This is a genomic window from Arthrobacter sp. zg.Y820 (assembly GCF_030125555.1).
In the GTDB taxonomy this organism is placed as follows: Bacteria; Actinomycetota; Actinomycetes; order Actinomycetales; family Micrococcaceae; genus Arthrobacter_B.
Genome location: NZ_JASKLX010000009.1, coordinates 535,757 through 562,197, shown reverse-complemented (window position 1 = coordinate 562,197; position 26,441 = coordinate 535,757). Strand labels below are relative to the sequence as shown.

Sequence of the window (26,441 nt, the reverse complement as noted above, 5' to 3'; positions counted from 1 at the left end):
GACTCTGGCGCGGCCCAACCGACCCGTGGCCGCACTTCACAGCCACCCGCTCGTGTAATTAACACCACACCCCCATGTGGCCCTACACTCATTTACGGTTCTCTCAGAGAACATCCGTTCACTATGCGAACACTGCAGCTCGCAGTCGCCGCACGAGCAAGAGTTAGGTAAGCCCATGGAAATCAAGGAACGCATCGAGGCGGCTCCCATGAAGCGCATGCAGTTTGGCATCGTCGCCATCTGCGTCGCCCTGAACATGATCGACGGCTTTGACGTCCTGGTCATGGCGTTCAGCGCCAATTCGATCAGCGAGCACTGGGACCTCAGCGGCGCCGAGCTGGGCATGCTGCTCTCCGCTGCCCTCTTCGGCATGGCCGTCGGCTCGATCCTGGTGGCCCAGGTGGCGGACATCATCGGCCGGCAGAAAACCATCCTCATCTGTGCGGTGGTGATTTCCGCGGGCATGTTCGCTTCTGCCTTCGCGCCGAGCTACGAAATCCTCTTCACCCTGCGCTTCATCACCGGACTGGCAATCGGCACCATGCAGGCGAGCCTGAACGTCTTTGTCTCCGAGTACTCCTCGGCGAAGCGGCGCTCCACCTCCATCAGCCTGTACAGCGCCGGACAGCCCATCGGCGGCATGCTGGGCGGCATCATCGCGGGCATCCTCATCTCGGCCTACAGCTGGCACGCGGCATTCATTTTCGGCGGCATCATCACGCTCGCCATGATCCCGTTCATCCTGAAATTCCTGCCCGAGTCCCTGGACTACCTGATGACCAAGCGTCCGGACGGCGCACTGGACAAGACCAACCGCATCCTGGCCCGCCTGGACCAGCCGCGGATCACCGAACTGCCCGTCATCCCCCAGGGCACCGCGCTGACCGTCGGCTCACGCTGGAAGGCACTGTTCTCCGGCCAATACCGCGCGACCACGGTCTTCCTGTCCGTCGCCTTCATGATGCTGATGGCCAGCTTCTACTTCGCGAACTCCTGGACGCCCAAGCTGGTCACGGCCAGCGGCTTCACGGCGCAGGACGGCATCGACGCCGGCGTGCTCTTCAGCCTCGGCGCGATCATCGGCTCCATCGTCTTCGGGCTGATCGCCGCCCGCTTCGCCGTCAAGTGGGTCCTGGTCACGTTCTTTGTCCTCGCTGCGGGCGGGTTCGGGGTTTACGCGGTTTCCACCGGCGCGCTTCCCACGGCACTGCTGGCGGCCGCCCTGCTGGGCTTCCTGGTGAACGCGGGCATCGCCGGCATGTTCTCCATCGGTCCCGTCTACTATTCCTCGGACGTACGCGCCACGGCGGTCGGGTTCATCACCGGCATGGGCCGGGTGGGTGCCATCATCTCCCCGATCCTCGCCGGCTCGCTGATCGACGGCGGCTGGGAGCCCGGCAACCTCTACTTCCTCTTCATCGTTCCGATGCTGGTGGGCGGCGCGGCCATTGCCTGCCTGCGCAGCAGCCGCCGGAACGTCAGCAGGAAAACCCTCGACAAGGACACCGTCCCGGCCTAACCGCGGCCCGGCCCAGCCCCCTGCGAGCGCCGCTCCGCCCGCCCGGTTGCCCGGGCAGGCGGGGCGGTGCTCGTTTTATCTGACCGGTTGCCGGGGCGGGAGGCGGACCAGCTCCGGGGTGACGCTTTTTCCGTCCACGGTGACCCGCAGGTAGGTGCAGAAAGGCTGGCGGCGCCGGTCCGTCGGGGAGCCCGGATTCAGCAGCCGAAGGCCGCCCGGCGTCACCGTGTCCCAGGGGATGTGGCTGTGCCCGAACACGAGCAGGTCGGTGTCCGGGAACTGCTCGTCCATGCGCTTCTCCCGGCCCGCTGCGGAACCGGTTTCGTGGATCACCGCGAGCCTCACCTCCTCCACCGTGGCCGTGGCCACCAGCGGCAACCGGGTCCGCAGCGCTCCGCCGTCGTTGTTGCCGTAGCAGGCAATGAGGCGGCGGGACCGCTGCAGCATTTCAGTGAGCGAATCTTCGCTGACCCAGTCGCCCGCGTGGACCACCGCGTCGGCCGCCTCGATGTCCCGCCAGAGCGGATCCGGCAACTCCCGCGCCCGCTTGGGCAGGTGCGTATCGGAAAGCACCAGCAGGTTCACAGCCATCCCCGGCCCCTAGCGGCGCAGGCTCCAGGCCCAGCGGATCAACGGAAGCTGCAGCGGCAGGCGGGCCAGGTGGATGGCCTTCTGCTGATCGGACCCGCGGGGGCCGAAGGCGCGCTGCAGGGCGCTGAGGTGCCCTGCAATGAACGCCACGTACATCAGGGTGGTCCCGGTGGCGGCGGTGCGGCGGGTGGCCGGCAGCAGGAGTCCTGCGGCGGCGGCGAACTCGAGAACGCCGCTCAGGTGCGTCCACTGGCGCCGCGTCAGCACGCCCAGCTGTCCGCCGGCGTCCGTGCTGATGCTCCGGGGAACCACTGCGTTGTAGAACCCCGGGTTGCGGAAGTGGTTGACGGCGCTGGCGGTCAGCAGGGATGCCATGGCGGCAGCGGAAAGGCTTTGACGGTTCATGTGCTTCTTTCGCTCGAGGAAACGGCGCCGGTCGGCGCCGTGGCTGTCCGGTCCGGCGAGGCGACGGCGTTGAGTGCATCAGCGGCCCGGACCAGGGCCAGGTGGGAGAAGGCTTGGGGAAAGTTCCCGGCCATGGTGTTGTTCACCGGATCGTACTCCTCGCTCAGCAGCCCCAGTTCATTGGAGTATCCCACCAGTTGATCCATCAGGGCGGTGGCTTCCTTCATGCGCCCGGTGGCGGCGTACTGCTCCACCAGCCAGAAGCTGCAGGCCAGGAAGGGGTTTTCGCCGGGCTCCAGCCCGTCCAGGCCGGCTTCGGTGGCATACCGCAGCAGCAGGCCGGATTTTGTGAGCAGGTCTTTCTCCAGCCGCGCCACGGTGCCGAGCATGCGGTCGTCGTCGGGCGGCAGGAAACCCACCTGGGGCAGCAGCAGGAGGGCAGCATCCACTTCGGTGCTGCCGTAGGACTGCGTGAAGGAGTTCAGGTCCCGGTTGAAGCCGTGGTTCATGATCTCGTCGCGCAGCCCGTCCCGCAGCGCATCCCACCGGTCCACGGGCCCATCCAGGCCGTAGGTCCTGGCCGCAGTGGCCGCGCGGTCAAAGGCCGCCCACATCATGACGCGGGAATGCGTGAAGTACTGCGGTTCGCCGCGCATTTCCCAGATGCCGTGATCGGGATCGTCGAGATGACGCTCCAGGAAGGACATCAGCGCGCGCTGCAACGGCCAGGAGAAATGGTCCTCCGCCACCCCGTGATCCCGCAGCCTGGCGAGTGCCACCATCACCTCCCCGACGACGTCGGCCTGGTACTGGGAGACCGCCCCGTTGCCCGCCCGAACGGGCGCGGACCCGCCGTAACCGGAGAACTGTGTCAGGACGCGCTCAGGCAGGTCCCGCGCGCCGTCCACGGCATACATGATCTGCAGGTCCTCCGGATCCCCGGCCACGGCGCGCAGCAGCCAGTTCCGCCAGTGCAGGGCTTCATCCGCGTATCCGTGCCCCAGCATCGCTTCGAGGGTCAGCGCCGCATCCCGCAGCCAGCAGTAGCGGTAGTCCCAGTTCCGTTCCCCGCCGGCGATTTCAGGGAGCGAGGTGGTGGGGGCCGCCACGATGCCGCCGGTGGACTCGTGGGTGAGTGCCCGCAGCACCAGCAGCGAGCGCAGGACCGCCGGCAGGTACTGCCGGGCGGGCTCGCAGTGCGCCGCCCACGTCTCCCAGTACGCGGTTGTGGACGCCAAGGCGGCGTCCACGTCGATCAGATCGGGCACCTCGGTGTGGGAGCGGTACCAGGTCAGCTCCAGGTCAACGCGCTCCCCGGCCGCCACGCTGAACCTTCCCGCGTGGCGGTGGTCCTTGGCCACGGGCAGGTTGTCCCCGCGCAGCACCAGCGCGCTGGGGCCGGCGATGGCCAGCAGCAGTTTGCCGTGCGGGTACGGGTGGCGCCGCATCCACGGCAGCACCGTCCCGTAGTTGAAGCGCACCTCCAACTCCTGGCGCATGTCCACGGTGCCGCTGATTCCCTCCACCCGCCGGACGATCGAGGCCCGCCGGTCGCCAACCGGCATGAACTCGGTAACCAGGGCGCTTCCGGTGTCGGTGGCCCAGCGGGTCTGCAGGATGAAGGTGGATCGGAGATAGCTCCGGTGCACGACGGCGGCTTCCGCTTCCGGCGCCAGCAGCCACCGGCCCTGCTCCTCCGTCCCCAGCAGGGCGCCGAACACCGACGGCGAATCGAACCGGGGCAGGCACAGCCAGTCGATGCTCCCGCGGCGGGAAATCAGGGCGCCGGTGTGCAGATCCGAAACCAGCGCATAGTCCTCGATGGGAGCAGCCATCATTCCACTCAACCACAGTGCTGCCGCCAGTCCTAGGATGCCGGCGGCCGCCCTGCGTTTGCCCGCATGGCACCCTGCCCAGCAGACTGATTAGATTGTCTGGATGGTTCCTGTCCCGGAACCAACTGGCCCGGGGCACACGAACCGGCACAAGCACGAGGAGCGGTTTTGAACGTACTTTCGACACCTCCCGTCCGGCGCGTCCGGCGCATCCGGCGCATCCGGCGCATCCGGACCGTTGGAGCCCGCGCATGAGTGTCCTGCTCGACGACGTCCAGCGCGCCGCCGGCCTTCGGCGGATGAAAATGCTCGCCACCGGCCTGCTGGTGGCGCTCGCCGTCGTTTTCGTCTTTTCCTTTGCCCTGCAGGAGCGCTATCCCTGGCTGCAGTACGTTCGTGCGGCGGCCGAGGGCGGCATGGTGGGCGCACTGGCGGACTGGTTTGCCGTCACCGCGCTCTTCAAGCACCCGATGGGAGTGAAAATTCCTCACACGGCCATCATTCCCCGCAAGAAGGACCAGATCGGTGCGTCACTGGGCCAGTTCGTGGAGAGCAACTTCCTCTCCGAGGAGGTCATCCGGCAGAAGCTTGGATCCATGGAACTGGCACAGAAGGCCGGGGCTTGGCTGGAACGCCCGGAAAGCGCGGCCCGGGTGGCCACCGAAGGGTCGGCAGCCATCCGCGGAATCCTGCGGGTCCTGGACGACGACGCCGTCAAGAGCGTCCTCGAGTCCATGTTCCGGCGGCACGTGGTTGATCCGCCCTGGGGGCCGCCCATGGGCCGCGTGGCGGAGCGCGTCTTCGAGGAGGGGCACCACCACCAGCTGGTGAACCTGGTGGTGGACAGCATCAACGACTGGGTGGCCGCCAACCCTGACGTCATCTCCGAGCTGGTCACCCAGCGCTCACCCTCCTGGGTTCCGTCCTTTGTGGATGACTTGGTGGGAGACCGTGTGCAGGTGGAAGTGGGACGCTTCCTGCGCGCCGTGCAGGATGATCCGAACCACGAACTGCGCCGCGCCCTGGACAACTACCTCAAGGGCCTGGCGCGGGACCTTCAGGAGGATCCGGAGGTCATGGCCAAGGCTGATGCGATCAAGGAGCAGGTCCTCGACGATCCCCGGGTCCAGCAGCTCATCACCCAGACCTGGGCAACCATCAAGAACGCCCTGACCACGGCCGTTGATGACCCGGACAGTGAACTGACGCGCAACTTCAAGGCAGCGGTGCAGGACTTCGGCCGCCGGCTGGCCGCCGATGCTGAGCTCGCGGCGAAGGTGAACAACTGGATCGCCGACGGCGCCGGCTATTTGGTGAAGACCTACAGCAGCGACATTGCCGCCGTGATCACCGAAACGGTTGAGCACTGGGATGCGCAGGAAACGTCCGAAAAGATCGAGCTCCAAGTGGGCAAGGACCTGCAGTTCATCCGGATCAACGGCACCGTGGTCGGCTCGCTGGCGGGGCTGGTCATCTTCACCATCGCCCACGCCGTTTTCGGCTAGGCGGCACTATCCGGTCAGGCAGCACTATTCGGCCAAACAGCACCGTCAACGCCGGCACACAGTTTCAGGACGGGCCGTCCGCAGGCGACGGCCCGTCCTGAAGGGAGCGTGGTGGGGATAGGTCCGGGGATTAGGCCGGGCTGTCCGGCAGTTTGCGAAGGTCCTCGGCCAGTTCACCGCTGATCGTCTCCGGCGCCGGGCCGAAGGCCTTGCGAGCCGTCTTGATGACGCCCTTGCCCATCGCGTGGTTGCCGGCACCGCCCACCACCGCGCCGATTCCCAGCGGCAGCGCGCGCCCGAGCATGGCGGTTCCCTGCCGGGCCACCACGCGCTTCATGAACTGTTTGCGGATGGAGGAGCCCACGCCGCCCATCAGCCCGGAGGACATGCCGCCCAGGGAACTCGCCCAGGGCTTGCCGCCCCGGCCGGCAACGGACTGCATCATGGCGGTCCCCTCTTCACCGAGCATGATGGCCATGACCATGGTGCGGGACCGTTCCGGATCCAGCAACTGCACCCCGTGCAGCTCCGCCACGGACTGGGCAAACAGCGCAGTGGCCTCGAGGAACCCCACGGTTGCGGCTGCCGACAGCCCCAGCGCCGCCATGGTGCCGATGGCGGGCACGACGGCGGTCGCCCCGACTGCCGCGCCCCCTCCGGTCACCGTGGCCAGGTAGTGCTTCTCGATGATCGACACCAATTCCGACGGCGTCGCGTCGGGATGCTTGCGCTGCAGCCTGCGGATGTTGGCAAGGACAAGGGGCCGCTGGACCTCGACCGCCCGCTCCATCGCCCTCAGGAGGGAGGCTTTGGGTGTTCCGTCCTTCTCGAAGACGGCACCTCCGGCAACCTTGAAGGCACGATTGGATGCAAAACCCACGGCAACGCTCCTCTTCGACTCGAACTCTGGGGGCAACCGGTGCACGCACCGCGCCCGGTTAACCAGCCTACGCGAGGCCGGTACAGCAAAAGCGGGGCCTGCGGATAATCCGCCGGCCCCGCTTTGACTGCATGAATCCCGCACCCGTGGTGCGGAGTTCAGAAACTACGCGCGGTTGCTGCTCTTGCGAGTAACAAAGCCGTAGATCGCGAGAACGATGAGGGAACCCAGGATCGCGAAGATCCACGTGGCAATCGAGGTCAGCGAGAAGATGTCGGTGCCCTTGTTGAAGATTGCGCCGCCAATCCAGCTACCCAGCAGGGCGCCGACGACGCCGAGAACGAGAGTAGCGATCCAGCCGCCGCCCTGGCGGCCCGGAAGGATGGCCTTGGCGATTGCACCGGCGATAAGACCCAGAATAAGGAAAGCAATGAAACCCATGATGAATACTCCTTGCTGTGTGAACGAGTGATAATTCGAACGACCTGTGGGCCGCGCTTTCTTCCACTCTACTTCATAAGCATGCTTAGGTAGTAGTTGAATCTGATTTTATTTCTCCCCCAATCAATGTTAGCAGGCTTTGTATTCCGCGTCCTCATGCGCTGAGGGTGCTACATAACGCCGCAGGAAGATGCCCACATCCCGGGCCTCCTCCGCCCCGATGGAGTGTCCCATCCCGGGGTAGGTCCGCGCCGTCAAAGACGTATTCTCCTGCAGCCAATTCCGGGTATGAAGAATCGCATCCTCATTGATGACCCAGTCGTTGCGGTCCCGCCCCCAGAAGAACGGAACCGGCTCGGGCAGCGGCTCGGCCATGGCCAGCAGCTCGTTCTCGGCCACGAAACCGGACAGCCCGACGACGGCGCTGAATCCCGCCGGCCGCAGCCGCAGGAGCGTCACTGCCATCGCCATGCCCTGCGAAAATCCGAGCAGTGAAACACCGGTAAAGGATCCCTCGGCGCGGATCCGGTCCACCCGTGCCAGGAGCCCGGTGGCAGCCTCGAGCACCTCGGCGGTGTCCGCCCGGAGAGAGGGATCCAGCAGGTACCAGCCGTGGGTATCCCCCACCGGGAACGTGCCCCGCAGCGCGGCTCCGATCACCCCGGCAGGCAGGGACGGAAAGAGTTCGGCCATGCCGGTTTCGTCGGCGCCGTATCCGTGAAGCATCACCAAGAGATGGGTCCCGGCACGGGCATCAGGGCCCGCGGACCAGCGTACGTTTTCCATGCCCCCACCTTAGCCATGAGAGCCCGCACGATCAGTGTCACCTACCCGGTAAACCCGCATCAACCCTCATGAATCCGCCCGTTTGGACCCCCGGAGGGCGCTGGGATGGCAGCCCATTGCAATCACCGATCAACCAAAATACAGTCAATTGAGTGCACCAGACGTGGCATAGGCCACAGATTGCAGGTGTTCATGTTTTGTCCTCCACGCCCTTGGAGGGGCCTCACCACGGAGCCCCGTCCGACCCCGCCGAGCCCCTGCCCTTGGTTCCCTCCCCGCAACTGCGCCGCAGAGCGCCCACCGCAGAGGCGATCCGCGGCACCCCCAGGATCTCGAATAATGGTGGTTCAATGATCGTCACCCTCACCGTCAATCCCAGTTTGGACCGGACAGTCGTGCTGCCCGGCACGCTGGTCCGCGGCGCCGTTCAGCGCGCCGCTGCCATCAGCGAGGATCCCGGCGGCAAGGGTGTCAACGTGTGCCGGGCGCTGACGGCATCCGGCCTCCAATCCGTTGCCGTCCTTCCCGGCCAGGACAACGACCCGGTGATGACCGGGCTCCGCACCGCCGGTGTCAGCTACGCGAACTTCCCCATCCCGGCCAGGCTCCGGAGCAACATCACGCTCACCGAACCGGACGGAACCACAACCAAGATCAACATGCCGGGGCCTCCCCTCAATGCCGAGGAACAGGAAGGTCTTATTTCCCTGCTGGTCACGACGTGCGCGGCCGGAGAGGACGGCTCCCCGGCGTCCTGGCTGGTGCTCGCCGGTTCCCTCCCGCCGGGCGCCTCACCGGATGTCTATGCCCTCGTGGCCCATGCCGTCCGGCAGCGCTTCGGCGAACGGGCGCCGCGGATAGCCATTGATTCCTCCGGTGCTCCGCTCCTCGGGGCGCTCCTCCATAACGCCGCACCGGACCTGCTGAAGCCGAATGCGGAGGAGCTGGCGGAAGTGACGGGCATCGGCACAGAGGATGAGCTCGAACAGGATCCTTCGCTGGCTGTCTCTGCGGCGCGAACCCTGATCGCCCGGGGGGTCGGGGCGGTTCTGGCCACCCTGGGGCCCAAGGGAGCGCTGCTGGTCACTGCCGAGGGTGCTTGGCAGGCCACCCGGCCGCCCGTTGAGGCTGTTTCAACCGTCGGCGCCGGGGACTCGGCGCTGGCGGGCTTCCTGTTGGCCGACGTCGCCGGTGCCCCGCCGCGGGACTGTCTGCGCCAAGCTGTTGCCCACGGGGCGGCGGCCGCAGCGCTGCCGGGCACCACGGTACCCACTCTCGCCCAAACCGATCCCGGCGCCGTGACCGTGACTGAAATAGCGGGCCCGGTTTCAGCGCCGCACCATGATTCCGCAGAGGCTGCATCCACTAAGGAGCAAGACTAATGTCTGAACTCATCACACCTGAGTTGGTCACACTTGACCAGGACCTGGGGACTGAGCGTGCCGAAGTGATCCGGCACCTGGTCAGGAATGTCGTGTCAGGCGGCCGCGCCACCAGCTTCGACGAGCTTTATTCGGATGCCATGGCACGTGAAGCCAAGACTGCCACGGGCGTTCCCGGCGGCATCGCCATTCCGCACTGCCGCTCCTCGGCCGTCACCCAAGCCACGCTGGCCATGGCCCGCATCAATCCTCCGGTGGACTGGGGCGCCAAGGACGGTCCGGCGGACATCGTCTTTTTCATCGCCGCACCGGAAGGCGCTGACCAAGAACACCTGCAGCTGCTGGCCAAATTGGCCCGATCCCTGATCAAGAAGAATTTCACCGGGGCACTGCGGACCGCGCAGTCTCCGCAGGAAATCGTCAACCTGGTGGACGGCGCCCTGGGCCTGGGTCCCGTGCCGGAATCGCAGGCGGGAACGTCGTCGGGCGCAGCCGGCGTCACCGGCGCCAGTGCAGCCGGGGCCAGTGCAGCCGCAGGTGGCACTGGCGGCGCCCACACCGCAGGCGGCCCCGAATCCGGAGCTGCGGCCGGCGGCGGGGGGAATGGCCGCGGCAGTGAACCCGCTGACCAAACCGGCGGCCAGGCCGCCGGCGGCACGATCAGGCGCCTGGTCGCTGTCACGGCGTGCCCCACCGGAATCGCCCACACCTACATGGCCGCGGATTCGCTGGCGGCAGCGGCAGCGGAACGCGGAATCGACCTGCAGGTGGAGACGCAGGGGTCGGCCGGGTCAACGCCCCTGGATTCCTCGGTTATCCGGAACGCCGACGCCGTCATTTTCGCGACCGACGTCGACGTCCGCGACAAGGGCCGGTTCGCCGGGCTGCCGCTGGTCAGCGGCCCGGTCAAGCGGGGCATCGATGAGCCCGGGGTCATGATCGACGAAGCCATTGCCGCGGCCCAGGACCCCAATTCCCGCAAGGTTGCCGGCGGCGGGGACGGCGGCGAGGAACGCGCCTCCCAGGGCGGTGAGGGCGAGGGCTTCGGCAGCCAGATCAAGCGTGCGCTGCTCACCGGCGTCAGCTACATGATTCCCTTCGTGGCCGGCGGCGGCCTGCTCATTGCCCTGGGGTTCCTGCTCGGCGGCTACGAGCTCTCGCTCGCCAACGATGACGATGTCCTGACGGGCGACGTCATCCTGGACGGCAACACCCTCTTCTCCCCCGGCCCCGAAGGGCTGCTGGGCTATTTGGGCGCCGTCTTCTGGAAAATCGGCAACCTGTCGCTGGGCTTCCTCGTTCCGGCGCTGGCCGGCTACATTGCCTACGCCCTGGCCGACCGCCCGGGCATCGCCCCCGGGTTCACTGCCGGTGCCGTCGCGCTGTTCATGGATGCCGGGTTCATCGGCGGCCTGATCGGCGGCCTGCTGGCCGGGTTTGTCGCCAAATGGGTGGGCAGCTGGGGGGTGCCAACCTGGCTGCGCGGTCTGATGCCGGTGGTGATTATTCCCTTGATAACCTCCCTCATAGCCTCCGGGCTGATGATTCTGGTCCTCGGCGGGCCCATCGCCGGGCTCACTCTTGCCCTGAACGACTGGCTGTCCGGCCTGTCCGGGGCAGCCGCCATCGTCCTGGGCATTGTCCTGGGCCTGATGATGGGATCGGACCTGGGCGGGCCCATCAACAAGGTGGCGTACGCCTTTGCGGTTGCCGGGCTCGGCGAGGGCAGCTTCGAGAACCAGGCCCCATGGCAGATCATGGCCGCCGTGATGGCTGCGGGCATGGTGCCCCCGCTGGCCATGGCCCTGGCCACCGTCGTTGACAAGCAGCAGTTCAGCATGGCCCTGCGGGAGAACGGCAAGGCCGCGTGGCTGCTCGGTGCGGCGTTCATTTCCGAGGGCGCCATTCCGTTCGCCGCAGCGGACCCCTTCCGGGTGATCCCGTCCTCCATGGTCGGCGGCGCCGTTGCAGGGGCCATCTGCATGGCTGCCGGCGTCACGTCGCAGGCACCGCACGGCGGGATCTTCGTCTTCTTCGCGATCGGCAACGTGCTGATGTTTATTGTTGCCATTCTCGCCGGAATGGTTGCCGGCGGGTTGATGTACGTGGCCCTCAAGCGGCTCACGACCTCCAAGAAAACCGAGGAGCCGGTCGTTGCGTAACGCACCCCTTACCCATGGAGAGGCACACTGATGCGGACCATCAAGGGAATCGGAGTCAGTGCCGGGCGGGTGCTGGGCCCCTCACTGCGGATGCCGCCGCCGGTGCCCGAGCCGCCGACTGACGCCAGGTTCGGGGCGGACAGCACGGTTGATGGCGAAAAGGCCCGCCTGAAGGATGCTGCCGAAGAGGTGCGCGCTGACTTGCGGCACCGTGCCCAAACGGCCTCCGGCGACGCCAAAGCCGTGCTGGATGCAACGGCCATGATGGCCACGGACCCGATGCTGCTCAAGGCCGCCGGCAAGCACATCAATGCCGGCATGGCTCCGGACCGGGCGGTGTGGGAGGCCGGGCTGGAAGTGGCGGCAATGCTGCAGAGCCTGGGCGGCTACATGGCCGAGCGCACCCAGGATGTCCTGGACGTCCGGTCCCGGATCGTCGCCCGGCTGGACGGGCTTCCTGCCCCCGGAATCCCGGATTCCGACGTTCCGTTCATCCTGACCGCCGACGAACTGGCTCCGGCGGACACGGCCACGCTCGATCCCGCCAAGGTGATCGGCCTGGTCACCTCGGGCGGCGGTCCGCAGTCCCACACCGCCATTCTGGCCCGCTCCCTGGGGCTGCCGGCAGTGGTCGGTGCGGTGGACGCCGAATCCATAACCGACGGCGCCAGCCTGTATCTGGACGGGGCTTCGGGCACCGTCATCGTGGACCCCGGCACCGCCGAGCGGGAGGCGGCGCAGAAGTACGCGTCCCGGGTTTCCCTGCCGCCGTTCAGCGGAACGGGCACGACGTCGGACGGCTACCGCGTTCCGCTGCTCGCCAACGTGGGTTCCGGCAAGGATGCCCGCGCCGCCGCCGTCGCGGGGGCCGAGGGCATCGGCCTGCTGCGCACGGAATTCTGTTTTTTGGGGCGGGAATCCGAGCCCAGCGTGGAGGAGCAGGTAGAGGCCTACGGAGCTGTCTTTGACGCCTTTCCCGGCCGAAAGGTGGTGGTCCGCACCTTGGATGCCGGCGCCGACAAACCGCTGCCGTTCCTCACCGACACCACCGAACCCAACCCGGCGCTGGGGGTGCGGGGGTACCGCACCGACAGCACCTCCCCGGGCGTGCTGGGCCGGCAGCTGGAGGCGATCGCCATCGCCGGGGGCGCCCACGAGGCCGACGTCTGGGTGATGGCGCCAATGATTTCGACGGCGGAGGAAGCCGCCGACTTTGCGGTCAAGTGCACCGCCGCAGGGCTGGCCGTTCCCGGCGTAATGATAGAGGTCCCGGCCGCGGCCGTCATGGCGTCGGCGATTCTGGCCAAGGTGCGTTTCGCCTCGCTCGGCACCAACGACCTCACTCAGTACACGATGGCAGCAGACCGGCAGCTTGGACCCCTGGCAACCCTGAACGACCCCTGGCAGCCCGCAGTCCTGCAGCTGATCAAGAGCACTGTCGACGGCGCCCGCGCCGCCGAGGCCGCGGCGGGGCCGGACGCCCGGTCAGCACCCAGGAATGTGGGCGTCTGCGGCGAATCAGCGGCGGACCCTGCCCTTGCCGTCGTGCTGGCCGGGCTGGGCGTGAATACGCTGTCCATGACACCGCGGGCGTTGGCGGGCGTGGGGGCGGTCCTGGCCTCCGTCACCATCAGCGAAGCGCGGGAGCTGGCCTCTGTTGCGCTGGCCGCCGCCTCAGCTGCCGAGGCGCGGACCGCCGTGCGCAGCCGGCTCAGCCGACTGGAAGAGCTGGGCCTGTGACAGCTTCCCCGCCACCCGGTGCGGCCATCTCCCATCCACCACATCATGAGTACAACCGGAAGGAATCCCAATGCCAGAACGGAAAGCCACAATTGCCAGCCGCGTGGGCCTGCACGCACGCCCGGCATCGATCTTCGCCGAGGCCGCGGCGGCGCAGCCCGTGGACGTCACCATTGCGATGGAGGGGGAGCCTGCCGAGGAAGCAATGGACGCAGCCAGCATGCTCTCGCTGATGAGCCTGGGGGCGTCGAACGGTGACGTAGTGGTGCTGCGCGCCGAGGGCGAAGGCGCCGACGACGCCCTCGACGCCCTGGTTAAAATCCTGGAAACCGACCTCGACGCGTAAGAGCGCCGCATTCGACGGTAAATGAATAAAGCGGGAGCTCCCGGTGACCCGGCAGCTCCCGCTTGATGCGTCCACCGTTATTCCAGTGAACGGATACAACGAAGCCAGCGGACATAATCCGCTGGCTTCGGTCGTAACCTCACGCTGACCCCCCACAGGCAGCGGATGTTACATAATCATAATTCTGACACAGGATGATGAAAATGTGAATGCCCGATACCAATTCTTTATCTGGAACCCAATACCGTCGCCAGTGAGCCGAGCTCCGGGTTCTTTTTGGCAACCCGGCGTGAGTTCCACATGATGGTCAGCCCAAGCGCTACCACGATGACTGCCCCATAGTTCAGCAGGAAGTCCCAGGCACCCCGCTCCAGGCCCCACAGCGCCACGCTTAGCAGGGAGTGGATGACGACAGCCGCCATTCCGAGTGAAATGAGACCGGCACTGAGCCGGATATCCCATCGCCGTCGGGAATCAGCCGCGTAGGCGGACAGGGCAGGTGCCAGGCACGCCGCAACATAAGCCGTGTAGACCCTTCCGACGTCGCTGTACGCCAGGACGGTGTTCTGGCCCCGATACGCCTCAAGGGCCGTGGAAGATTCCGGCAGGTCGCTGATGACGAAGAGCACGGCCGCTGCCGCCACAGCCGCCGCCAGGACGCTCAGCCCCACGGGTCCGCCGATCAGCCAGCGGGCGCGTGGCGAGTTAAAGGCGGCGGCAAGTTTGAGGCCGAGGATCAGAAAGATGGCAAACAGCGAGTACCGGATGACTAGATTCGTAATGTTCACTCCACCCAGCAGCGCATCCAGCGAAAGGTAAAAGAAGGGAATGCCAAGCGCCACCGCCAATGCCATGAGGACCAGGGCGGCAAATATGCCGCGGTTTTCACCCCGGATCACGCCGGGCACCCGAAGCAGGGCGAAGAAAGCCGTGACCCCGAAGGCGGTCCACTGTAATGTCATCCCAATTGCTCCAAGAGTGCTGAGTTGTTTTTCTCGTCGTTTTCGAACTTCTTCAACGCTTTCCCAAGAGTATCCAGCCGGTCCCGTGCCAGAAACACCAGGTCCGCGTCGGACAACTCAGCCAGTGCCCGCTCGCGCCCATTCAACGGCCAGCCGCACTCGTCAGGAGTGAGCAGGCCGGTGGCCACCAGTCCGCTGGTCAGCGAGACCCCGGCCAGACGGGCCGCTTCAACGGCGAGCTCGGTGGCCAGCCGGCCGGCGGTGAGCTGGGCGGAGAGGTTTTGCGGCGCCACACCGCTCCGGGCACTGAGCTGCTGCCGCAGGTCCCCGGGGTCGACGGCTTCAAACCAGGCCCGCACCGAGTTCCGATGCGGATAGGAACACAGGGAAGGAAGCTCGCCGGGGGACGGAAGCGGCTCCAGGCTTCGGGCCACAAGCAGCTGCAGGATGCAGATGTAGGACACCTGGCTGATCAGCTCGCCGGCGGTCGGAGGGCGGGAACCGGCCAGCAGATCCCGGTACTCCTCAAAGTATGAGAGTGCCGCCACCGGATCTTGGTCGCAGGCCCTGGCCACCCGTACGACGGTGGTTTCCGACACTTTTCCGCGGACCAGCTGCTGCGCCAAAGTCGAGCGTTTGATGCCCGCCATCCGGCAAAGGTCCGCCGTTGATTCGCGCGGAGCCATCATAGAGCGCCAGCTCTGAAAAGCTTTGGCAGACACTGCCACGGGCGACTCCCGCCGATTGGTTTCTCCGGACGGATGCAACTATACTATTTTTACTGGCTCCCCCTTCTGCGTTCCCCCCATATGCAGAGCGGGGAGTCAGCTTCAATTAACGCAGCGGAAAGTTATTTCCCGCTGCTGATCCGCCTTCTTCCCGCATTTCCTGTACGGAAACCTCAGCGGGCCGCCTGCGGCCAGGACACATGGTGGCTGAACTCCCGGTGTTTCCCCAGGTAGGACGCGGCGTAGGAACAATAAGGCTTGATCCGCCGCCCAGACGCTATAACGTCTTCCACGGCAAATTTCACCAGCATCGAGGAATACCCCTGATGCCGCCACTGAACCCCGACCACCGTGTGCGTCAGGGCCACTGAATCCGACTCTTCGACATAGTCGGCCGTGCCCACCAGCTCACCGCCTATTCGGAGCTCGTAACGGCTTTGTTCGGAATTGCGGGAAAGGTCAACATCGTCCCTGCTGTGCCCGGTCATGCCCATGAGCCTGACACCAAACCGCCGGTCCGTCCAGAGTTTTTCGGCTCTTCGCAATGCAGGGGATGTTCGGGGCGGGGCGACGGCGCTACCGTGGGCCTTGCGTACGTGCCCAGGCCTCAAGCAGAGGAGCACCCATGGCCAAGGTAGTTCTGTCCGGCACCGTGTCAGTAGACGGCTTCATCGCGGACGGGAACGACCAGCCCGGACCGCTGTTCGACTGGCTGCTCAGCGGTGACGTGCCGTTGGACGAGAGCGGCGAGTTGAAGGTGTCGCAAGCGTCCTACGATTACACCCGGCCGTATTGGGACCGGGTCGGGGCGACCATCGCCGGCCGCCATGTCTTCGACCTGACCGACGGCTGGGACGGAACGCCCCCCAGCGGAATCGATCATGTGGTTGTCGTGACGCACCGACCGGAGCCCGAGGGCTGGGACCCCGAGGCGCCGTTCCATTTCGTCGACGGCGTCGAGGCGGCCGTGGCGAGGGCGCAGGAGCTTGCGGGTGACCGCATTGTCGAGGTCGCCGCCGGCGACGTCGGTGGCCAGGCGCTTGCCGCGGGCATGGTCGACGAAGTGCGCATGGACGTCGCACCCGTCGTGTTCGGGTCCGGCAAGCGCTACTTCGGGTCGGTCCACGCCCAGCACCTGTTGGAGGAACCCGACGTGGTGATACAGGGCAACCGGGTGCTTCACCTGCGCTATCGGGTGCGCCGCTGACCGGCCTAAGCGGATGCCGGACGAAGTCCCCGCGAACGGCTCCTCCGGCTAGGCGGCCTGCCCGCCCCCGGCTGTTGCCTCAGCGCTCTCCCAGGCCTTTTCCAGCCCCGCGACGGCGGCACCGTAGTTGCCCAGTTCAGCCTCGCTCAGCGCCGCGGCCGACCCCTCGGCCGGGCGGAGCGCCGCCGCTGCCTTCATCGCCCGCAGCAACGCCCTGGTTTCCGGCTTGGCCGCATCCTGCAGCCCCGGCTTCTCCATGGCCTTCCAATCGTCCAGCTCGTAGGCGCTCCAGCTCAGCAGGACCGATTCATGGCGGCGTTCAAGCTCGGCAATGCGCTGCCGGCGTTCGCTCCGCCTCCGCTTCTCCCCGCGCCGCCGGTTGCGGACCCGCACCCAGGATGCAGCGCCGGTTGCCCCGGCGACCGCAGCCAGCCCAATCCACGGCCCCGCCTCCGGATTGCCGGCAACGGCCCAGGCCACGGCCAGCAGAGCCGTCAGCAGCCCGGTGAGGCCCACCCAGAACAGGTTCTCGCCGTCGTTCCGGGCGAGTGCCACATCCACTCTGAAGGCGGTCAGGGCCAGGGCCGCAACCATCAGGATCAGCGCGGGAATGAGGAATCCGGATCCGGCATCGATGTGCGGCACTGACGTCCCCTTTCCACGGGTGGCTGAGTCTGCTTCTCCCATCTCACGCCGGATGAGCGGAAAGGTCAATGTCCGCCGCGGCAGTACCGGACTGGTTGGGACCGGCAGGGAATTACCAAGTATGCTGATGTCCGTCATTTACCGTCCGGCCGCGGCCCCTGCCGTTACCGCAACGGAGCACCTTTACACGGAGCACAAAGGATAAGAATGAAAATCCCCGCACCGCGCGGACCCGTCAGCACCGCACTCCTTGACCTGTTGCGTGCCCCGGATGCGCCGGCAGCAGAACGGCTCGCGGCCTTGACGGCGGCGTCCCGGCAGGCCGCCGCAGAAACCGCCGACATCCTCCGTGACGAGGACCTGCAGCTGGCCCTTTTCTGCCTCTACGAACTGCACTACAGCGGACTGGACGGTGTCCCGGACAGCCTGGAATGGCATCCGGGACTCGTCGGCCTGCGCCTGGAGCTCGAGGAGGCATTCGAGGCCGCACTGCGCCGCGTCGTCCCCGTTCCCGGGCTGCCCGAGCCCACCAGCGAGGCAGTGGCCGCTGAACTGTTCCGGATGGCAGCCGACGACGACGGTCCCAGCGTTTCCCGCTACGTCGCCTCCAAGGCGACCAAGGAACAGCTGCAGGAGTTCCTGATCCTGCGTTCCGTGTACCAGCTGAAGGAAGCCGATCCCCACAGCTGGGCCATTCCCCGCCTGCCCGTGGGCCGGGCGAAGGCGGCGCTGATTGAAATCCAGGCCGACGAGTACGGCGGCGGACGCCCCGAACGCATGCATTCCCACCTCTTCGGCGTGACGATGAAGGGCCTCGAGCTGGAAACGGCGTACGGGTGGTACCTGGACTTCGTACCCGCAGTGACGTTGGCCTCATCCAATGCCATGTCCCTGTTCGGGCTGAACCGGCGGCTGCGCGGTGCCATCGCCGGCCACCTGGCGGCGTTTGAAATCACCTCGTCCATTCCCAATTCCTTCTACGCCCGCGGTTTCCGCCGGCTTGGTTTCGACGACGACGTCACGTACTACTTCGACGAACACGTGGAAGCCGACGCCGTGCACGAGCAGATTGCTGCCCGGGACCTGGCGGGCGGGCTGGTGGAGTCGGACCCCGAGCTGCTCGCCGATGTGATTTTCGGCGCGGCCACGGTGCTGACGCTGGACGCAATGATGGGCGAGGACCAGCTCACCGCCTGGCAGGACGGCAGCTCTTCCCTGCGATCAGTGGATTCCGCGGATGCCTCGGGCGCGGCAGCCGGCGCCCTCGCTGCGGCGGCAGTGGCTGCCGGAGCAACGCCGTGACCTCCTCTCGCCCCGATCTGCCGGACCCGGCCCACCCTGCTGCCCTTGGCGCGGCGGGCCGCCCCGGCGGGGCGGACGACTGCGGCGGCTGCCCGACGGCGGAATCTCCGGCGGATTCGGAACCCGGATCCGCCGGCCCGCCGGCCTCAGTGGTTGCCTGCCCCAACGGGCCACTCCTGGTGCGTGGAAACTTTGAGATTGTCACCCCCGATGGCGTTCCCATCCCGCGGGACCGGGAAACTGTCGCCCTCTGCCGGTGCGGAGGATCTGCCATCAAGCCGTACTGCGACGGAACGCACAAACTGATGAAGTTCGACACCACCCGCCGCCGTCCGGTGCCCGCCGCCGTCGTTAGCCGGCTGAACGCCGAAGAGGAAGCCGGCAGCAAAGAGCAGTGAACGGCACCGCTCCCGCCTGAGAACCCTTGACCCCTCCGGACGCCAACCGCACACTTGTCGGCATGATCAGGGTGCAGGCGGGCAGCGGCACGGCTGTGAGCGTCACCGGGCTTTCGAAAACCTTCGGGACAGTTGTAGCGGTCGAGGATGTCACGTTTTCGATCGAGGCGGGCGAGGCCTTCGGAATAGTCGGCCCCAACGGCGCCGGCAAGACGACGACGGTTGAGTGTGTGGCCGGGACGCTGACGCCCGACGGCGGGCGGGTGGTGGTGCTGGGAATTGATCCCGCGAAGGACCGCACCACGGTGCGCGAGCGTGTCGGCTATCAGCTTCAAGCCGCCGAGCTTCCTGCGGCGCTGCGCGTGGAGGAGGCGCTGCGCCTGTTTGCCGCCTTCTACCCCGCCCCTGCCGACGTATCGGAACTGCTGCGGACCGTCGGGCTGGATGCGCACCGCAAGCGGCCGTTCGGGAATCTCTCCGGCGGACAGAAGCAGCGGCTCTCGATTGCCTTGGCGCTCATCGGGAATCCCGACGTCGTTGTCTTCGACGAGCTGACCACGGGACTCGATCCCCAGGGCAGGCGGGATATCCGGCGACTGATCCAGCGGGTGAAGGATGACGGCATCACGGTGCTCCTCGTCACCCACTACCTCGACGACGTCGAGCGTCTGTGCGACCGTCTGGCAGTTATCGACGCCGGCCGCACCCGCTTCGTGGGCACGCCGGCTGAACTGGTCGCTGCGTCCGGAACGGATGCCGGAGGGCCGGCCGCCCTCGAAGACGCTTATCTTGCCTTTATTGAGCAGACTGCGCCCGAGTGAGAAGGAACGGTGGAGCATGCGAGCACTGGGCGCCCTGACACGCGTTGAGGCAACTCTTTACCTGCGGAACCCCCTGAGCATTTTCATGGCACTGGTGCTGCCGTCTGCGATTCTGCTGCTTCAGGGGTTCGTCATTCCCGGCATGAGGGTCCCGATCGGAGGGCCGGATCCCGCCTATGCCGCCCTTCGCCCCATCGATCTGCTTGTGCCGCTCTCCATCGCCGTGGCGTTGTCCAGCGTGGCGCTTACCAACTACCCGTCAGCGATTGGCGGCTACAGGGAGAGCGGCGTCCTGCGCCGCCTGGGGGTAACGCCCGTCGGCGCGCACCGCATCCTGTTTGCCCAGTGGATTGTCAGCGCCGCGTCCCTCCTCCTCGCGGTGGCCATAGCCATCCTGCTGGCCCGGATCGCCTTTGACAGCCTGACGCCAAGCAGCGTCCCGCTGGTTGTTGCCGTGATTGCCGTTGGCGTCGCCGCCATGATGGCCGTGGGATCCCTCATCGCAGCTGTCGCCGGAACGGCCCAAAATGCCTACGGCATCGGGTTCTTGGTGTTCATGGTCTGCATGTTCACCGCAGGGCTGTGGACGCCCGGTCCGCTCATGCCCGAGGGAATCCGGACGGTCGCCGCCCTGAGCCCGCTTGGCGCCATGACCCAGGCGCTTACCGCGGCCTGGTACGAGGGCACCGTCACGGCGGCTCCCTTCCTGGTCATGCTCGGCTGGACCGTTTCGTGCGCGCTGCTGGCCGCGAAGGTTTTCCGCTGGAGCTGAGCAAAAAGAAAGCACCCCGGTCCGAAGACCGGGGTGCTGCCGAAGTCCCGGTTCATCCGCTAACGAATGAACCGGCCCATTCCATGGTGGGCCCTGTGGGGCTCGAACCCACGACCCACGGATTAAAAGTCCGATGCTCTACCAACTGAGCTAAAGGCCCCCCGCCATATCGGGACGGCTTTCCAAACCCGTGGCACCGAGGGTTTCCTGCAGGTTTCCCTGCGGATCTCCTCCGGTTTCCCCGGTTCGTTCCAGCCGTCGACGAATCGACTTCTCCACTTTATCGCACGCGGGACGCATCTCACGAAAACAGCCCCGGGAGTCTTGCCGTTTCGCCGCGGGAGCCCGGCTTGGCAGGTCCGGCCGGACGGCGCGGAGCCGCCTCGACGCCCGTTCCCGCTGCGGAGTATTCTCAAAATATGAGTGAGTCGAATTCTCTGCCGCCACGGCATCACAAGCCCAAGCTGTACGCTCCCCTGGATTTCGCCAACTTCCCCGGAGGCGCGGATCCGGCCCGGGTTTCGGAAGCAGCCCATCTGGCTGCCCAGGCCCTGGTCCACCACGGTCGCGAAAGCGACGATCCGGAGATCACCCGCCGCCTGGTGAAGCTCGCCGACAAGCAGGGGCTCGAATCGATTGCGGAACTCTGGGCGGAAAGCCCTCCGCGCTCCCTGCCCGGCGCCCTGTGGCGCCTGTATGCCCTCCGTGCTGCCACCCAGCAGAATCCCGAGCGCATCGCCTCGTACTACGCGGCGGGCAAGGACGTCGCGCAGGTCTCCAAGGTCGTCGCCGGCGTCGCCGAGCCGCTGGGCGCCGACGAGGTCAAGGCCATGGCCGACACCATCCTCTCCGGAGCCTTCGAAGGGGAGTTTGATGTGGCGCTGGAGCGCTTTGCCGCCTTCTGCCGCGTGGTTGCCCTGGGGCAGACCCATCATGCGGATTCGGCCGAGACCGGAAGCGCCGGGACGGCCAGCCAGCTGACCCGCAACGCACGCCAGCTCGTCAGGACGGCCGAGGACCTGGAGCACTCCGCTGCTGCATGGCGCCGGGGAGAGCTGGATTAAGGGCCCGCCGGCGCTCGTGTTGACATCGTCGCCGAAGAGTAGAAAACTGAAATTGGTGTCGGACTGCGGAACCCCCGGGCTTCAACTTAGAGCCGCTTCGAGCGGCCTTCCGCCGAGAGGCGCTCCCGGTCCGGCACCGCTTTTGTGTCTACCCGACCAGCCGATAATCTTAGCCCCGTGACCTACTTCCTGCAGGGCCGATACGGCACCCGACGTTTCCGGGTTACCCAGTGAGGCTGCGGCTCTTTCCTCAGGAAAATGCCGGGCTTGAGATCCTGTCCAAGATGGGAAGCGTGCTGGTGCGCGGCGCGGGCACGCTCTCCGAAGTCCTTGGCGCCGAAGCGGCGGACTATGACCGCCTCGCTGAGCAAATGCACCAGCTCGAAGCCGAATCGACGGACCTGCACTTCGCCCTGATGACGCAGATGCGGTCCAGTTTCATCAATCCGCTGCCGCGCGAGGATCTCTATGGTCTTTCGCTCATCCTGATGTCGGCGATGGAGAACCTGGATGCAGCCGCGGAAGTGGTGGCCCTGTACCGCCTCACCGGCATCTCCGGCCGTGCCGCCGAACAGCTCGAAGTGATTGGCCGGCAGGCGGAACTGACCGTCGGCGCCATGCGCCGCCTGGCCTCGCTGGAAGACCTCGATGACTACTGGATTGAGATGCTGCGGCTGTCCAAGCGGTCGGAGCGCACGCACCGGATCTGGATTTCCGAACTGCTGCGCGACCACAAACCACTCAGCTACGCCCGCCACCGGGACCTGGCCGAGCAGCTGGCCGGAACCACCACGCAGCTTCGCCGGTGCGCCACTGCAGTGGGCGGCATCCTGGTCCGGGAATCCTAGGTGGAGACGGTCCTGCTGGCCGCCGTCGTGCTTTTCGCCGGAGGCTACGCCTTCATCAACGGCTTTCATGACGTCTCAAACTCGGTTGCCACCGCGGTGCGCACCCGGGCCCTGACTCCCACGGTCGCCGTCGTCCTGGCCGCCGTCTTCAACCTGACCGGCGCCCTGCTGAGCACCGCCCTGGCCCTGGTGCTGGCTGACCGGTTTATCCAGCTGCCCGAAGGAACGTCAGGGCTGGGCATCCTGATCGCCGGGCTGCTGGCCGCGTGCGGCTGGGGGCTGTGGACCTGGTGGCGGCGCATGCCCTCCTCCTCCACGCACGCGCTGGTGGGCGGCATCGTCGGCTCGGGCGCAGCGTCCACGCTGGTGGGCGGGCCCAACATCGCCGAGTCCTACCAGGTGCTGCTGCAGCAGATCGTCCTGCCGCTGCTGCTCTCCCCCGTTGTCGCCTTCGGGCTCGCCTATCTGCTGGTGTTTCCGGCCACCTGGCTCATGCGCTACAGCTCGCCGCGGCGCGGCGACGCCGGAAACCGGATCGCCCAGTCAGTCTTCACATCGGCGTTCTCGCTGGGCCACGGCATGCAGGACGGCCAGCGGACAATGGCGGTTATTGTCCTGGCGCTGGTGGCAGCAGGCTCCGCCACCGACACCGGCATTCCCCTCTGGGTCCAGATTTTCTCCGGCTCCGCACTCGCTGCGGGCAGCCTTTTCGGCGGCTGGCGGATCAGCCACACGCTGAGCAACCGGCTGGTGCGCATCGATCCGCTGCGCGGCATGAGCGCGACGGCGGTCAGCTCCTCCATGCTGTTCACGGGTGCCCTGTGGCTGCAGATACCGCTGTCGAGCACGCAGACCATGACGTCGGCCATTGTGGGCGCCGGCGCCAACCAGCGGTTTTCAACGGTCCGGTTCATTCCCCTGCGGGAAATCCTGGTCACCTGGCTGACCACGGCGCCGGTAACCGCAGTGCTCGGCGGCATCCTGTTCCTGGCGCTCAGCCCGCTGCTCTGAGCACTCCCTCGGGCTTCACGCGCTGCTCTGAGCACTCCGGGCGGACTCCCCGGTGAAGCGGTGCTCCTTAGCCGAAGCGGCCGGAGACGTAGTCCTCAGTGGCCTTCTGGGCCGGGTTGCTGAAGATCACCGGGGTGTCCGCGTATTCGATCAGCTTGCCGGGCTTGCCGGTGCCGGCAATGTTGAAGAACGCCGTCTTGTCCGACACCCGGGCGGCCTGCTGCATGTTGTGCGTCACGATCACCACCGTGTAGTCGCTCTTGAGTTCCTCAATCAGGTCCTCGATGGCCAGCGTGGAGATGGGGTCCAGCGCCGAACACGGCTCATCCATCAGGATGACTTCCGGCGACACCGCGATGGCGCGGGCGATGCAGAGGCGCTGCTGCTGGCCGCCGGAAAGCCCGGAACCGGGCTTGTCCAGCCGGTCGCGGACTTCCTTCCACAGGTTGGCGCCGGTGAGGGACTTTTCCACCAGGTCATCGGCGTCGGACTTGGAGATGCGCTTGTTGTTCAGCTTCACGCCGGCCAGCACGTTGTCGCGGATGGACATGGTGGGGAACGGGTTGGGGCGCTGGAACACCATGCCGATGTGGCTGCGGACGGTTACCGGATCCACGCCGGGGCCGTAGAGGTTCTCCCCGTCGAGCAGCACTTCGCCCTCCACCCGCGCACCGGGGAGGACTTCATGCATCCGGTTCAGCGTCCGCAGGAACGTGGACTTGCCGCAGCCGGAGGGACCGATGAACGCCGTGACGGACCGGGCCTCAATGTTGATGTTGACGTTTTCTACGGCCAGGAAGTCGCCGTAGTAGACGTTGAGGTCCTTGACGTCGATTCGCTTGGACATGTGTTTCCTTCTGTTCGGAATTTTCGGTGGCGGCGGGCTGCTGTGGAGTGCAGGCAGCCGCCGAAGTGCGGCTTGGGCCGGGTCAGCGGCCGGTCTTGGGCGCAAAGAGCCGGGCGATCAGGCGGGCCCCGAGGTTCAGGAGCATCACCATGATGATCAGCAGCAGCGCCGCGGCCCAGGCCCGCTGGGTGCTGGGATCGGTGTTGGTGGGCGACGTGGGGCTCATCAGCTGCCGGTAAATGAAGGTGGGCAGCGTGGTCATCCAGCCGGCGAACACATTCATGTTGATGGTGTTCACGAAGCCGGCGGTGACCAGCAGCGGGGCCGTTTCACCGATGACGCGGGCAATGGCCAGGGTCACGCCCGACGCGATGCCGGAGATCGCCGTCGGCACCACCACCTTGAGGATGGTCCGCCACTTGCGCACGCCCAGGGCGTAGGCGGCTTCGCGCAGTTCGTTCGGAACGATCTTCAGCATTTCCTCGGTGGAACGCACCACCACCGGAATCATCAGGACCGACAGGGCGACGGCGGCCACGAACCCGGTGCGAACGCCCGGGCCGAACAGCAGTCCGAAGAAGGCGGCGGCGAAGAGCCCGGCCACGATGGAGGGGATGCCCGTCATGACGTCAACGAAGAACGTGATGGCCCGGGACAGCGGCCCGCCGTGGCTGTATTCCACCAGGTAGACGGCGGTCAGGAGGCCGATCGGCACCGAGATGATCGTGGCCCACAGCGTGATCAGCAACGTGCCCACAATGCCGTGGTACGCCCCGCCCAGCACGGGTCCGCCGGTCTGCACGCTGGTGTTGTCCACGGCTCCCGTCATGCCGCCCATGGAGGTGAACAGGAAGTCAGGGCTCAGGCCGGCGAGGCCCTTGGACAGGACGGTGAAGATCACCGAGATCAGCGGAACCAGCGCCAGCAGGAAGGATCCGCAGACCAGGTAGGTGGCAAAGCGGTCCACGGCTCGGCGGCGGCCTTCCACAATCCACGTCACCGCGGTGGCCGACACTACGAAGATCACCGCTGTGAAGATGGCGAAACTGGCGATGCCGAAGCCGATCAGGGCCGAGAGCGCAGCCCCGAGGATGACGGCCGCACCCAGGGCTGCCCACACCGCGTAGCGCGGCAGCCGGTTCTTGGTGAGCGTGGCCGGACGGCGGCTCAGTGTTTGTGTCTGCATCAGTTGGCTCCGGAGAATTCTTTGTGGCGGCTGATGATCCAGCGCGCGATCACGTTCACGGCCAGGGTGATCAGGAACAGCACCAGGCCGGCGGCAATCAGCTCGGACAGGCGCAGCCCGTAGGCTTCAGGGAAGTTCAGGGCAATTTCCGCTGCGATGGTTTGGTTTCCCGGCCGGATCAGGCTGGGGATCAGGCCGCCGGAGGAGAGCACCAGGGCCACGGCCATGGTCTCGCCGAGCGCGCGCCCCAGGCCCAGCATGACGGCGCTGACCACGCCCGCCCGGGCGAAGGGAAACACTGCCATCCGGATCATTTCCCAGCGGGTGGCGCCCATGGCCAAGGCGGCCTCCTCATGCAGCTTCGGGGTCTGCAGGAAGATCTCCCGGGTCAGCGACGTGATGATCGGCAGCACCATGACCGACAGCACGATCCCGGCGGTCAGCATGGTCTTGCCGGTCTGGCTGGCCGGGCCGGAGAAGATCGGGATCCAGCCGGCGTTGTCCGCCAGCCATGTGTACGGACCCACCAGGGCCGGCGCAAGCACCATCATGCCCCAGGCGCCGTAAACCACCGAAGGGATGGCCGCGAGCAGGTCAATGAGGTAGCCAAGGCTCTGCGCGATCCGGCGGGGGGCGTAATGCGAGATGAAGAGCGCGACGCCGATTCCCACCGGGGTCGCGATGACCAGGGCGATCGCCGCGGCGATCACCGTGCCGATGACCAGCGGCCAGATGTAGGTGAGGAATCCCTTTCCGCCGCTGATGTCCGCGGGGTCCGCGGTGAACGTGGGCAGCGCCTGCCAGAGCAGGAACATGGCCACGGAAAACAGGACAAGAAGGATGAGGCAGCCGGCCAGGAGAGTTATGCCGGAAAAGACTTTGTCTCCGGCACGGCCGGCACCACCGGTGCCTTCTATGGACTTGCTGGACACTGCACAACCCTTCGGTTCTTCACTGGCATCTACTTAAACACTCTACTGACCCTGCGCAGGTTCCCTTTGCCACAGTGAAACTGTCCACATCTTCGGCTGTCCTTCACTGTGCAACGGTTTCCCGCC

General features: G+C 66.5%; 27 protein-coding genes and 1 tRNA gene. 14 read left to right on the top strand and 14 right to left on the bottom strand.

Going from position 1 to position 26,441, the window contains the following annotated elements; translation table 11 throughout:
- Positions 1-175: 175 nt before the first annotated feature.
- A complete protein-coding gene (locus tag QNN99_RS11640; RefSeq protein WP_229966600.1) occupies positions 176-1,519 on the top strand; it encodes an MFS transporter in 1,344 nt (447 codons plus the stop codon).
- Between the two features lie 75 nt (positions 1,520-1,594).
- Here QNN99_RS11640 and QNN99_RS11635 read toward each other — a convergent pair whose 3' ends face one another.
- Genes QNN99_RS11635 through QNN99_RS11625 form a run of 3 tightly spaced genes read right to left on the bottom strand, consistent with a single transcriptional unit; the run spans position 1,595 to position 4,353 of the window.
- Positions 1,595-2,110, bottom strand: a complete 516-nt coding sequence (locus tag QNN99_RS11635; protein ID WP_229966599.1) for a metallophosphoesterase family protein — start codon at positions 2,108-2,110, stop codon at positions 1,595-1,597.
- 9 nt (positions 2,111-2,119) lie between these two features.
- Positions 2,120-2,515 carry a DoxX-related protein gene (locus QNN99_RS11630; protein WP_229966598.1) on the bottom strand — a complete coding sequence of 132 codons (396 nt, stop codon included), beginning with the start codon at positions 2,513-2,515 and terminating at the stop codon, positions 2,120-2,122.
- Complete coding sequence (locus QNN99_RS11625) at positions 2,512-4,353, bottom strand: glycoside hydrolase family 15 protein (RefSeq protein WP_269439199.1); 1,842 nt, start codon at positions 4,351-4,353, stop codon at positions 2,512-2,514. The genes QNN99_RS11630 and QNN99_RS11625 overlap by 4 nt, the downstream gene beginning before the upstream one ends.
- 248 nt (positions 4,354-4,601) lie before the next feature.
- Here QNN99_RS11625 and QNN99_RS11620 point away from each other — a divergent pair, with 248 nt between their 5' ends.
- A complete protein-coding gene (locus QNN99_RS11620; protein WP_229966596.1) occupies positions 4,602-5,855 on the top strand; it encodes a DUF445 domain-containing protein in 1,254 nt (417 codons plus the stop codon).
- Between the two features lie 130 nt (positions 5,856-5,985).
- On the opposite strand, the gene QNN99_RS11615 is transcribed toward QNN99_RS11620, so the two are convergent.
- The 3 genes from QNN99_RS11615 to QNN99_RS11605 form a co-directional block, all read right to left on the bottom strand.
- A complete protein-coding gene (locus QNN99_RS11615) occupies positions 5,986-6,735 on the bottom strand; it encodes a hypothetical protein (RefSeq protein WP_229966595.1) in 750 nt (249 codons plus the stop codon).
- Between the two features lie 165 nt (positions 6,736-6,900).
- Positions 6,901-7,176 (bottom strand): GlsB/YeaQ/YmgE family stress response membrane protein, encoded by a 276-nt coding sequence (locus QNN99_RS11610; protein WP_229966594.1) that lies wholly within the window; start codon positions 7,174-7,176, stop codon positions 6,901-6,903.
- A 129-nt stretch (positions 7,177-7,305) separates the two neighbouring features.
- Complete coding sequence (locus tag QNN99_RS11605; RefSeq protein WP_229966593.1) at positions 7,306-7,962, bottom strand: alpha/beta hydrolase; 657 nt, start codon at positions 7,960-7,962, stop codon at positions 7,306-7,308.
- A 350-nt stretch (positions 7,963-8,312) separates the two neighbouring features.
- Between QNN99_RS11605 and QNN99_RS11600 the strand changes: the two genes are divergently transcribed.
- From QNN99_RS11600 to QNN99_RS11585, 4 genes are all read left to right on the top strand, one after another.
- Positions 8,313-9,344 (top strand): 1-phosphofructokinase family hexose kinase, encoded by a 1,032-nt coding sequence (locus QNN99_RS11600; protein WP_229966592.1) that lies wholly within the window; start codon positions 8,313-8,315, stop codon positions 9,342-9,344.
- Positions 9,344-11,506, top strand: a complete 2,163-nt coding sequence (locus QNN99_RS11595; protein ID WP_229966591.1) for a PTS fructose transporter subunit IIABC — start codon at positions 9,344-9,346, stop codon at positions 11,504-11,506. The genes QNN99_RS11600 and QNN99_RS11595 overlap by 1 nt, the downstream gene beginning before the upstream one ends.
- 30 nt (positions 11,507-11,536) lie before the next feature.
- Entirely contained in the window at positions 11,537-13,246 is a 1,710-nt protein-coding gene (gene ptsP / locus QNN99_RS11590; protein ID WP_229966590.1) for a phosphoenolpyruvate--protein phosphotransferase, read from the top strand.
- A gap of 70 nt (positions 13,247-13,316) precedes the next feature.
- On the top strand, positions 13,317-13,592 hold the full coding sequence (locus QNN99_RS11585; protein ID WP_229966589.1) for an HPr family phosphocarrier protein: 276 nt from the start codon (positions 13,317-13,319) through the stop codon (positions 13,590-13,592).
- A 227-nt stretch (positions 13,593-13,819) separates the two neighbouring features.
- On the opposite strand, the gene QNN99_RS11580 is transcribed toward QNN99_RS11585, so the two are convergent.
- The 3 genes from QNN99_RS11580 to QNN99_RS11570 form a co-directional block, all read right to left on the bottom strand.
- The gene (locus QNN99_RS11580) at positions 13,820-14,554 is read right to left on the bottom strand and encodes a hypothetical protein (protein ID WP_229966588.1); all 735 of its coding nucleotides are present in this window, start codon (positions 14,552-14,554) and stop codon (positions 13,820-13,822) included.
- Positions 14,551-15,204 carry a hypothetical protein gene (locus tag QNN99_RS11575; RefSeq protein WP_231712771.1) on the bottom strand — a complete coding sequence of 218 codons (654 nt, stop codon included), beginning with the start codon at positions 15,202-15,204 and terminating at the stop codon, positions 14,551-14,553. Before QNN99_RS11575 ends, QNN99_RS11580 begins: the two co-directional genes overlap by 4 nt.
- Before the next feature lie 251 nt (positions 15,205-15,455).
- On the bottom strand, positions 15,456-15,770 hold the full coding sequence (locus tag QNN99_RS11570; RefSeq protein ID WP_229966586.1) for a GNAT family N-acetyltransferase: 315 nt from the start codon (positions 15,768-15,770) through the stop codon (positions 15,456-15,458).
- A gap of 137 nt (positions 15,771-15,907) precedes the next feature.
- Here QNN99_RS11570 and QNN99_RS11565 point away from each other — a divergent pair, with 137 nt between their 5' ends.
- Positions 15,908-16,489 (top strand): dihydrofolate reductase family protein, encoded by a 582-nt coding sequence (locus QNN99_RS11565; protein WP_229966585.1) that lies wholly within the window; start codon positions 15,908-15,910, stop codon positions 16,487-16,489.
- A 48-nt stretch (positions 16,490-16,537) separates the two neighbouring features.
- On the opposite strand, the gene QNN99_RS11560 is transcribed toward QNN99_RS11565, so the two are convergent.
- Entirely contained in the window at positions 16,538-17,134 is a 597-nt protein-coding gene (locus QNN99_RS11560; protein WP_229966584.1) for a hypothetical protein, read from the bottom strand.
- A gap of 207 nt (positions 17,135-17,341) precedes the next feature.
- Between QNN99_RS11560 and QNN99_RS11555 the strand changes: the two genes are divergently transcribed.
- The 4 genes from QNN99_RS11555 (at position 17,342) to QNN99_RS11540 (ending at position 20,427) form a co-directional block, all read left to right on the top strand.
- Positions 17,342-18,436, top strand: coding sequence for an iron-containing redox enzyme family protein (locus QNN99_RS11555; protein WP_229966583.1), 1,095 nt, complete (start codon positions 17,342-17,344; stop codon positions 18,434-18,436).
- Positions 18,433-18,834 (top strand): CDGSH iron-sulfur domain-containing protein, encoded by a 402-nt coding sequence (locus QNN99_RS17520; RefSeq protein WP_442860517.1) that lies wholly within the window; start codon positions 18,433-18,435, stop codon positions 18,832-18,834. Before QNN99_RS11555 ends, QNN99_RS17520 begins: the two co-directional genes overlap by 4 nt.
- A gap of 62 nt (positions 18,835-18,896) precedes the next feature.
- On the top strand, positions 18,897-19,655 hold the full coding sequence (locus QNN99_RS11545) for an ABC transporter ATP-binding protein (protein ID WP_229966582.1): 759 nt from the start codon (positions 18,897-18,899) through the stop codon (positions 19,653-19,655).
- A gap of 16 nt (positions 19,656-19,671) precedes the next feature.
- Entirely contained in the window at positions 19,672-20,427 is a 756-nt protein-coding gene (locus tag QNN99_RS11540) for an ABC transporter permease (RefSeq protein ID WP_229966581.1), read from the top strand.
- An 84-nt stretch (positions 20,428-20,511) separates the two neighbouring features.
- Here QNN99_RS11540 and QNN99_RS11535 read toward each other — a convergent pair.
- Positions 20,512-20,587: transfer RNA gene (locus tag QNN99_RS11535), tRNA-Lys, on the bottom strand.
- A 259-nt stretch (positions 20,588-20,846) separates the two neighbouring features.
- On the opposite strand from QNN99_RS11535, the gene QNN99_RS11530 reads away from it, so the two are divergent.
- The 3 genes from QNN99_RS11530 to QNN99_RS11520 all read left to right on the top strand — a co-directional run bounded on the left by QNN99_RS11530 (position 20,847) and on the right by QNN99_RS11520 (position 23,350).
- Entirely contained in the window at positions 20,847-21,491 is a 645-nt protein-coding gene (locus QNN99_RS11530) for a hypothetical protein (RefSeq protein ID WP_229966580.1), read from the top strand.
- Between the two features lie 230 nt (positions 21,492-21,721).
- On the top strand, positions 21,722-22,339 hold the full coding sequence (locus tag QNN99_RS11525; protein ID WP_229966579.1) for a DUF47 domain-containing protein: 618 nt from the start codon (positions 21,722-21,724) through the stop codon (positions 22,337-22,339).
- The gene (locus QNN99_RS11520; RefSeq protein ID WP_229966578.1) at positions 22,340-23,350 is read left to right on the top strand and encodes an inorganic phosphate transporter; all 1,011 of its coding nucleotides are present in this window, start codon (positions 22,340-22,342) and stop codon (positions 23,348-23,350) included.
- Between the two features lie 67 nt (positions 23,351-23,417).
- Here the strand turns inward: QNN99_RS11520 and pstB are convergent, their stop codons facing one another.
- The 3 genes from pstB to pstC form a co-directional block, all read right to left on the bottom strand.
- Positions 23,418-24,197 carry a phosphate ABC transporter ATP-binding protein PstB gene (gene pstB, locus QNN99_RS11515; RefSeq protein ID WP_229966577.1) on the bottom strand — a complete coding sequence of 260 codons (780 nt, stop codon included), beginning with the start codon at positions 24,195-24,197 and terminating at the stop codon, positions 23,418-23,420.
- Positions 24,198-24,279: 82 nt separating this feature from the next.
- Positions 24,280-25,383 carry a phosphate ABC transporter permease PstA gene (gene pstA / locus QNN99_RS11510; RefSeq protein ID WP_229966576.1) on the bottom strand — a complete coding sequence of 368 codons (1,104 nt, stop codon included), beginning with the start codon at positions 25,381-25,383 and terminating at the stop codon, positions 24,280-24,282.
- Entirely contained in the window at positions 25,383-26,315 is a 933-nt protein-coding gene (pstC, locus tag QNN99_RS11505; RefSeq protein ID WP_229966575.1) for a phosphate ABC transporter permease subunit PstC, read from the bottom strand. The genes pstA and pstC overlap by 1 nt, the downstream gene beginning before the upstream one ends.
- Positions 26,316-26,441: the final 126 nt, after the last annotated feature.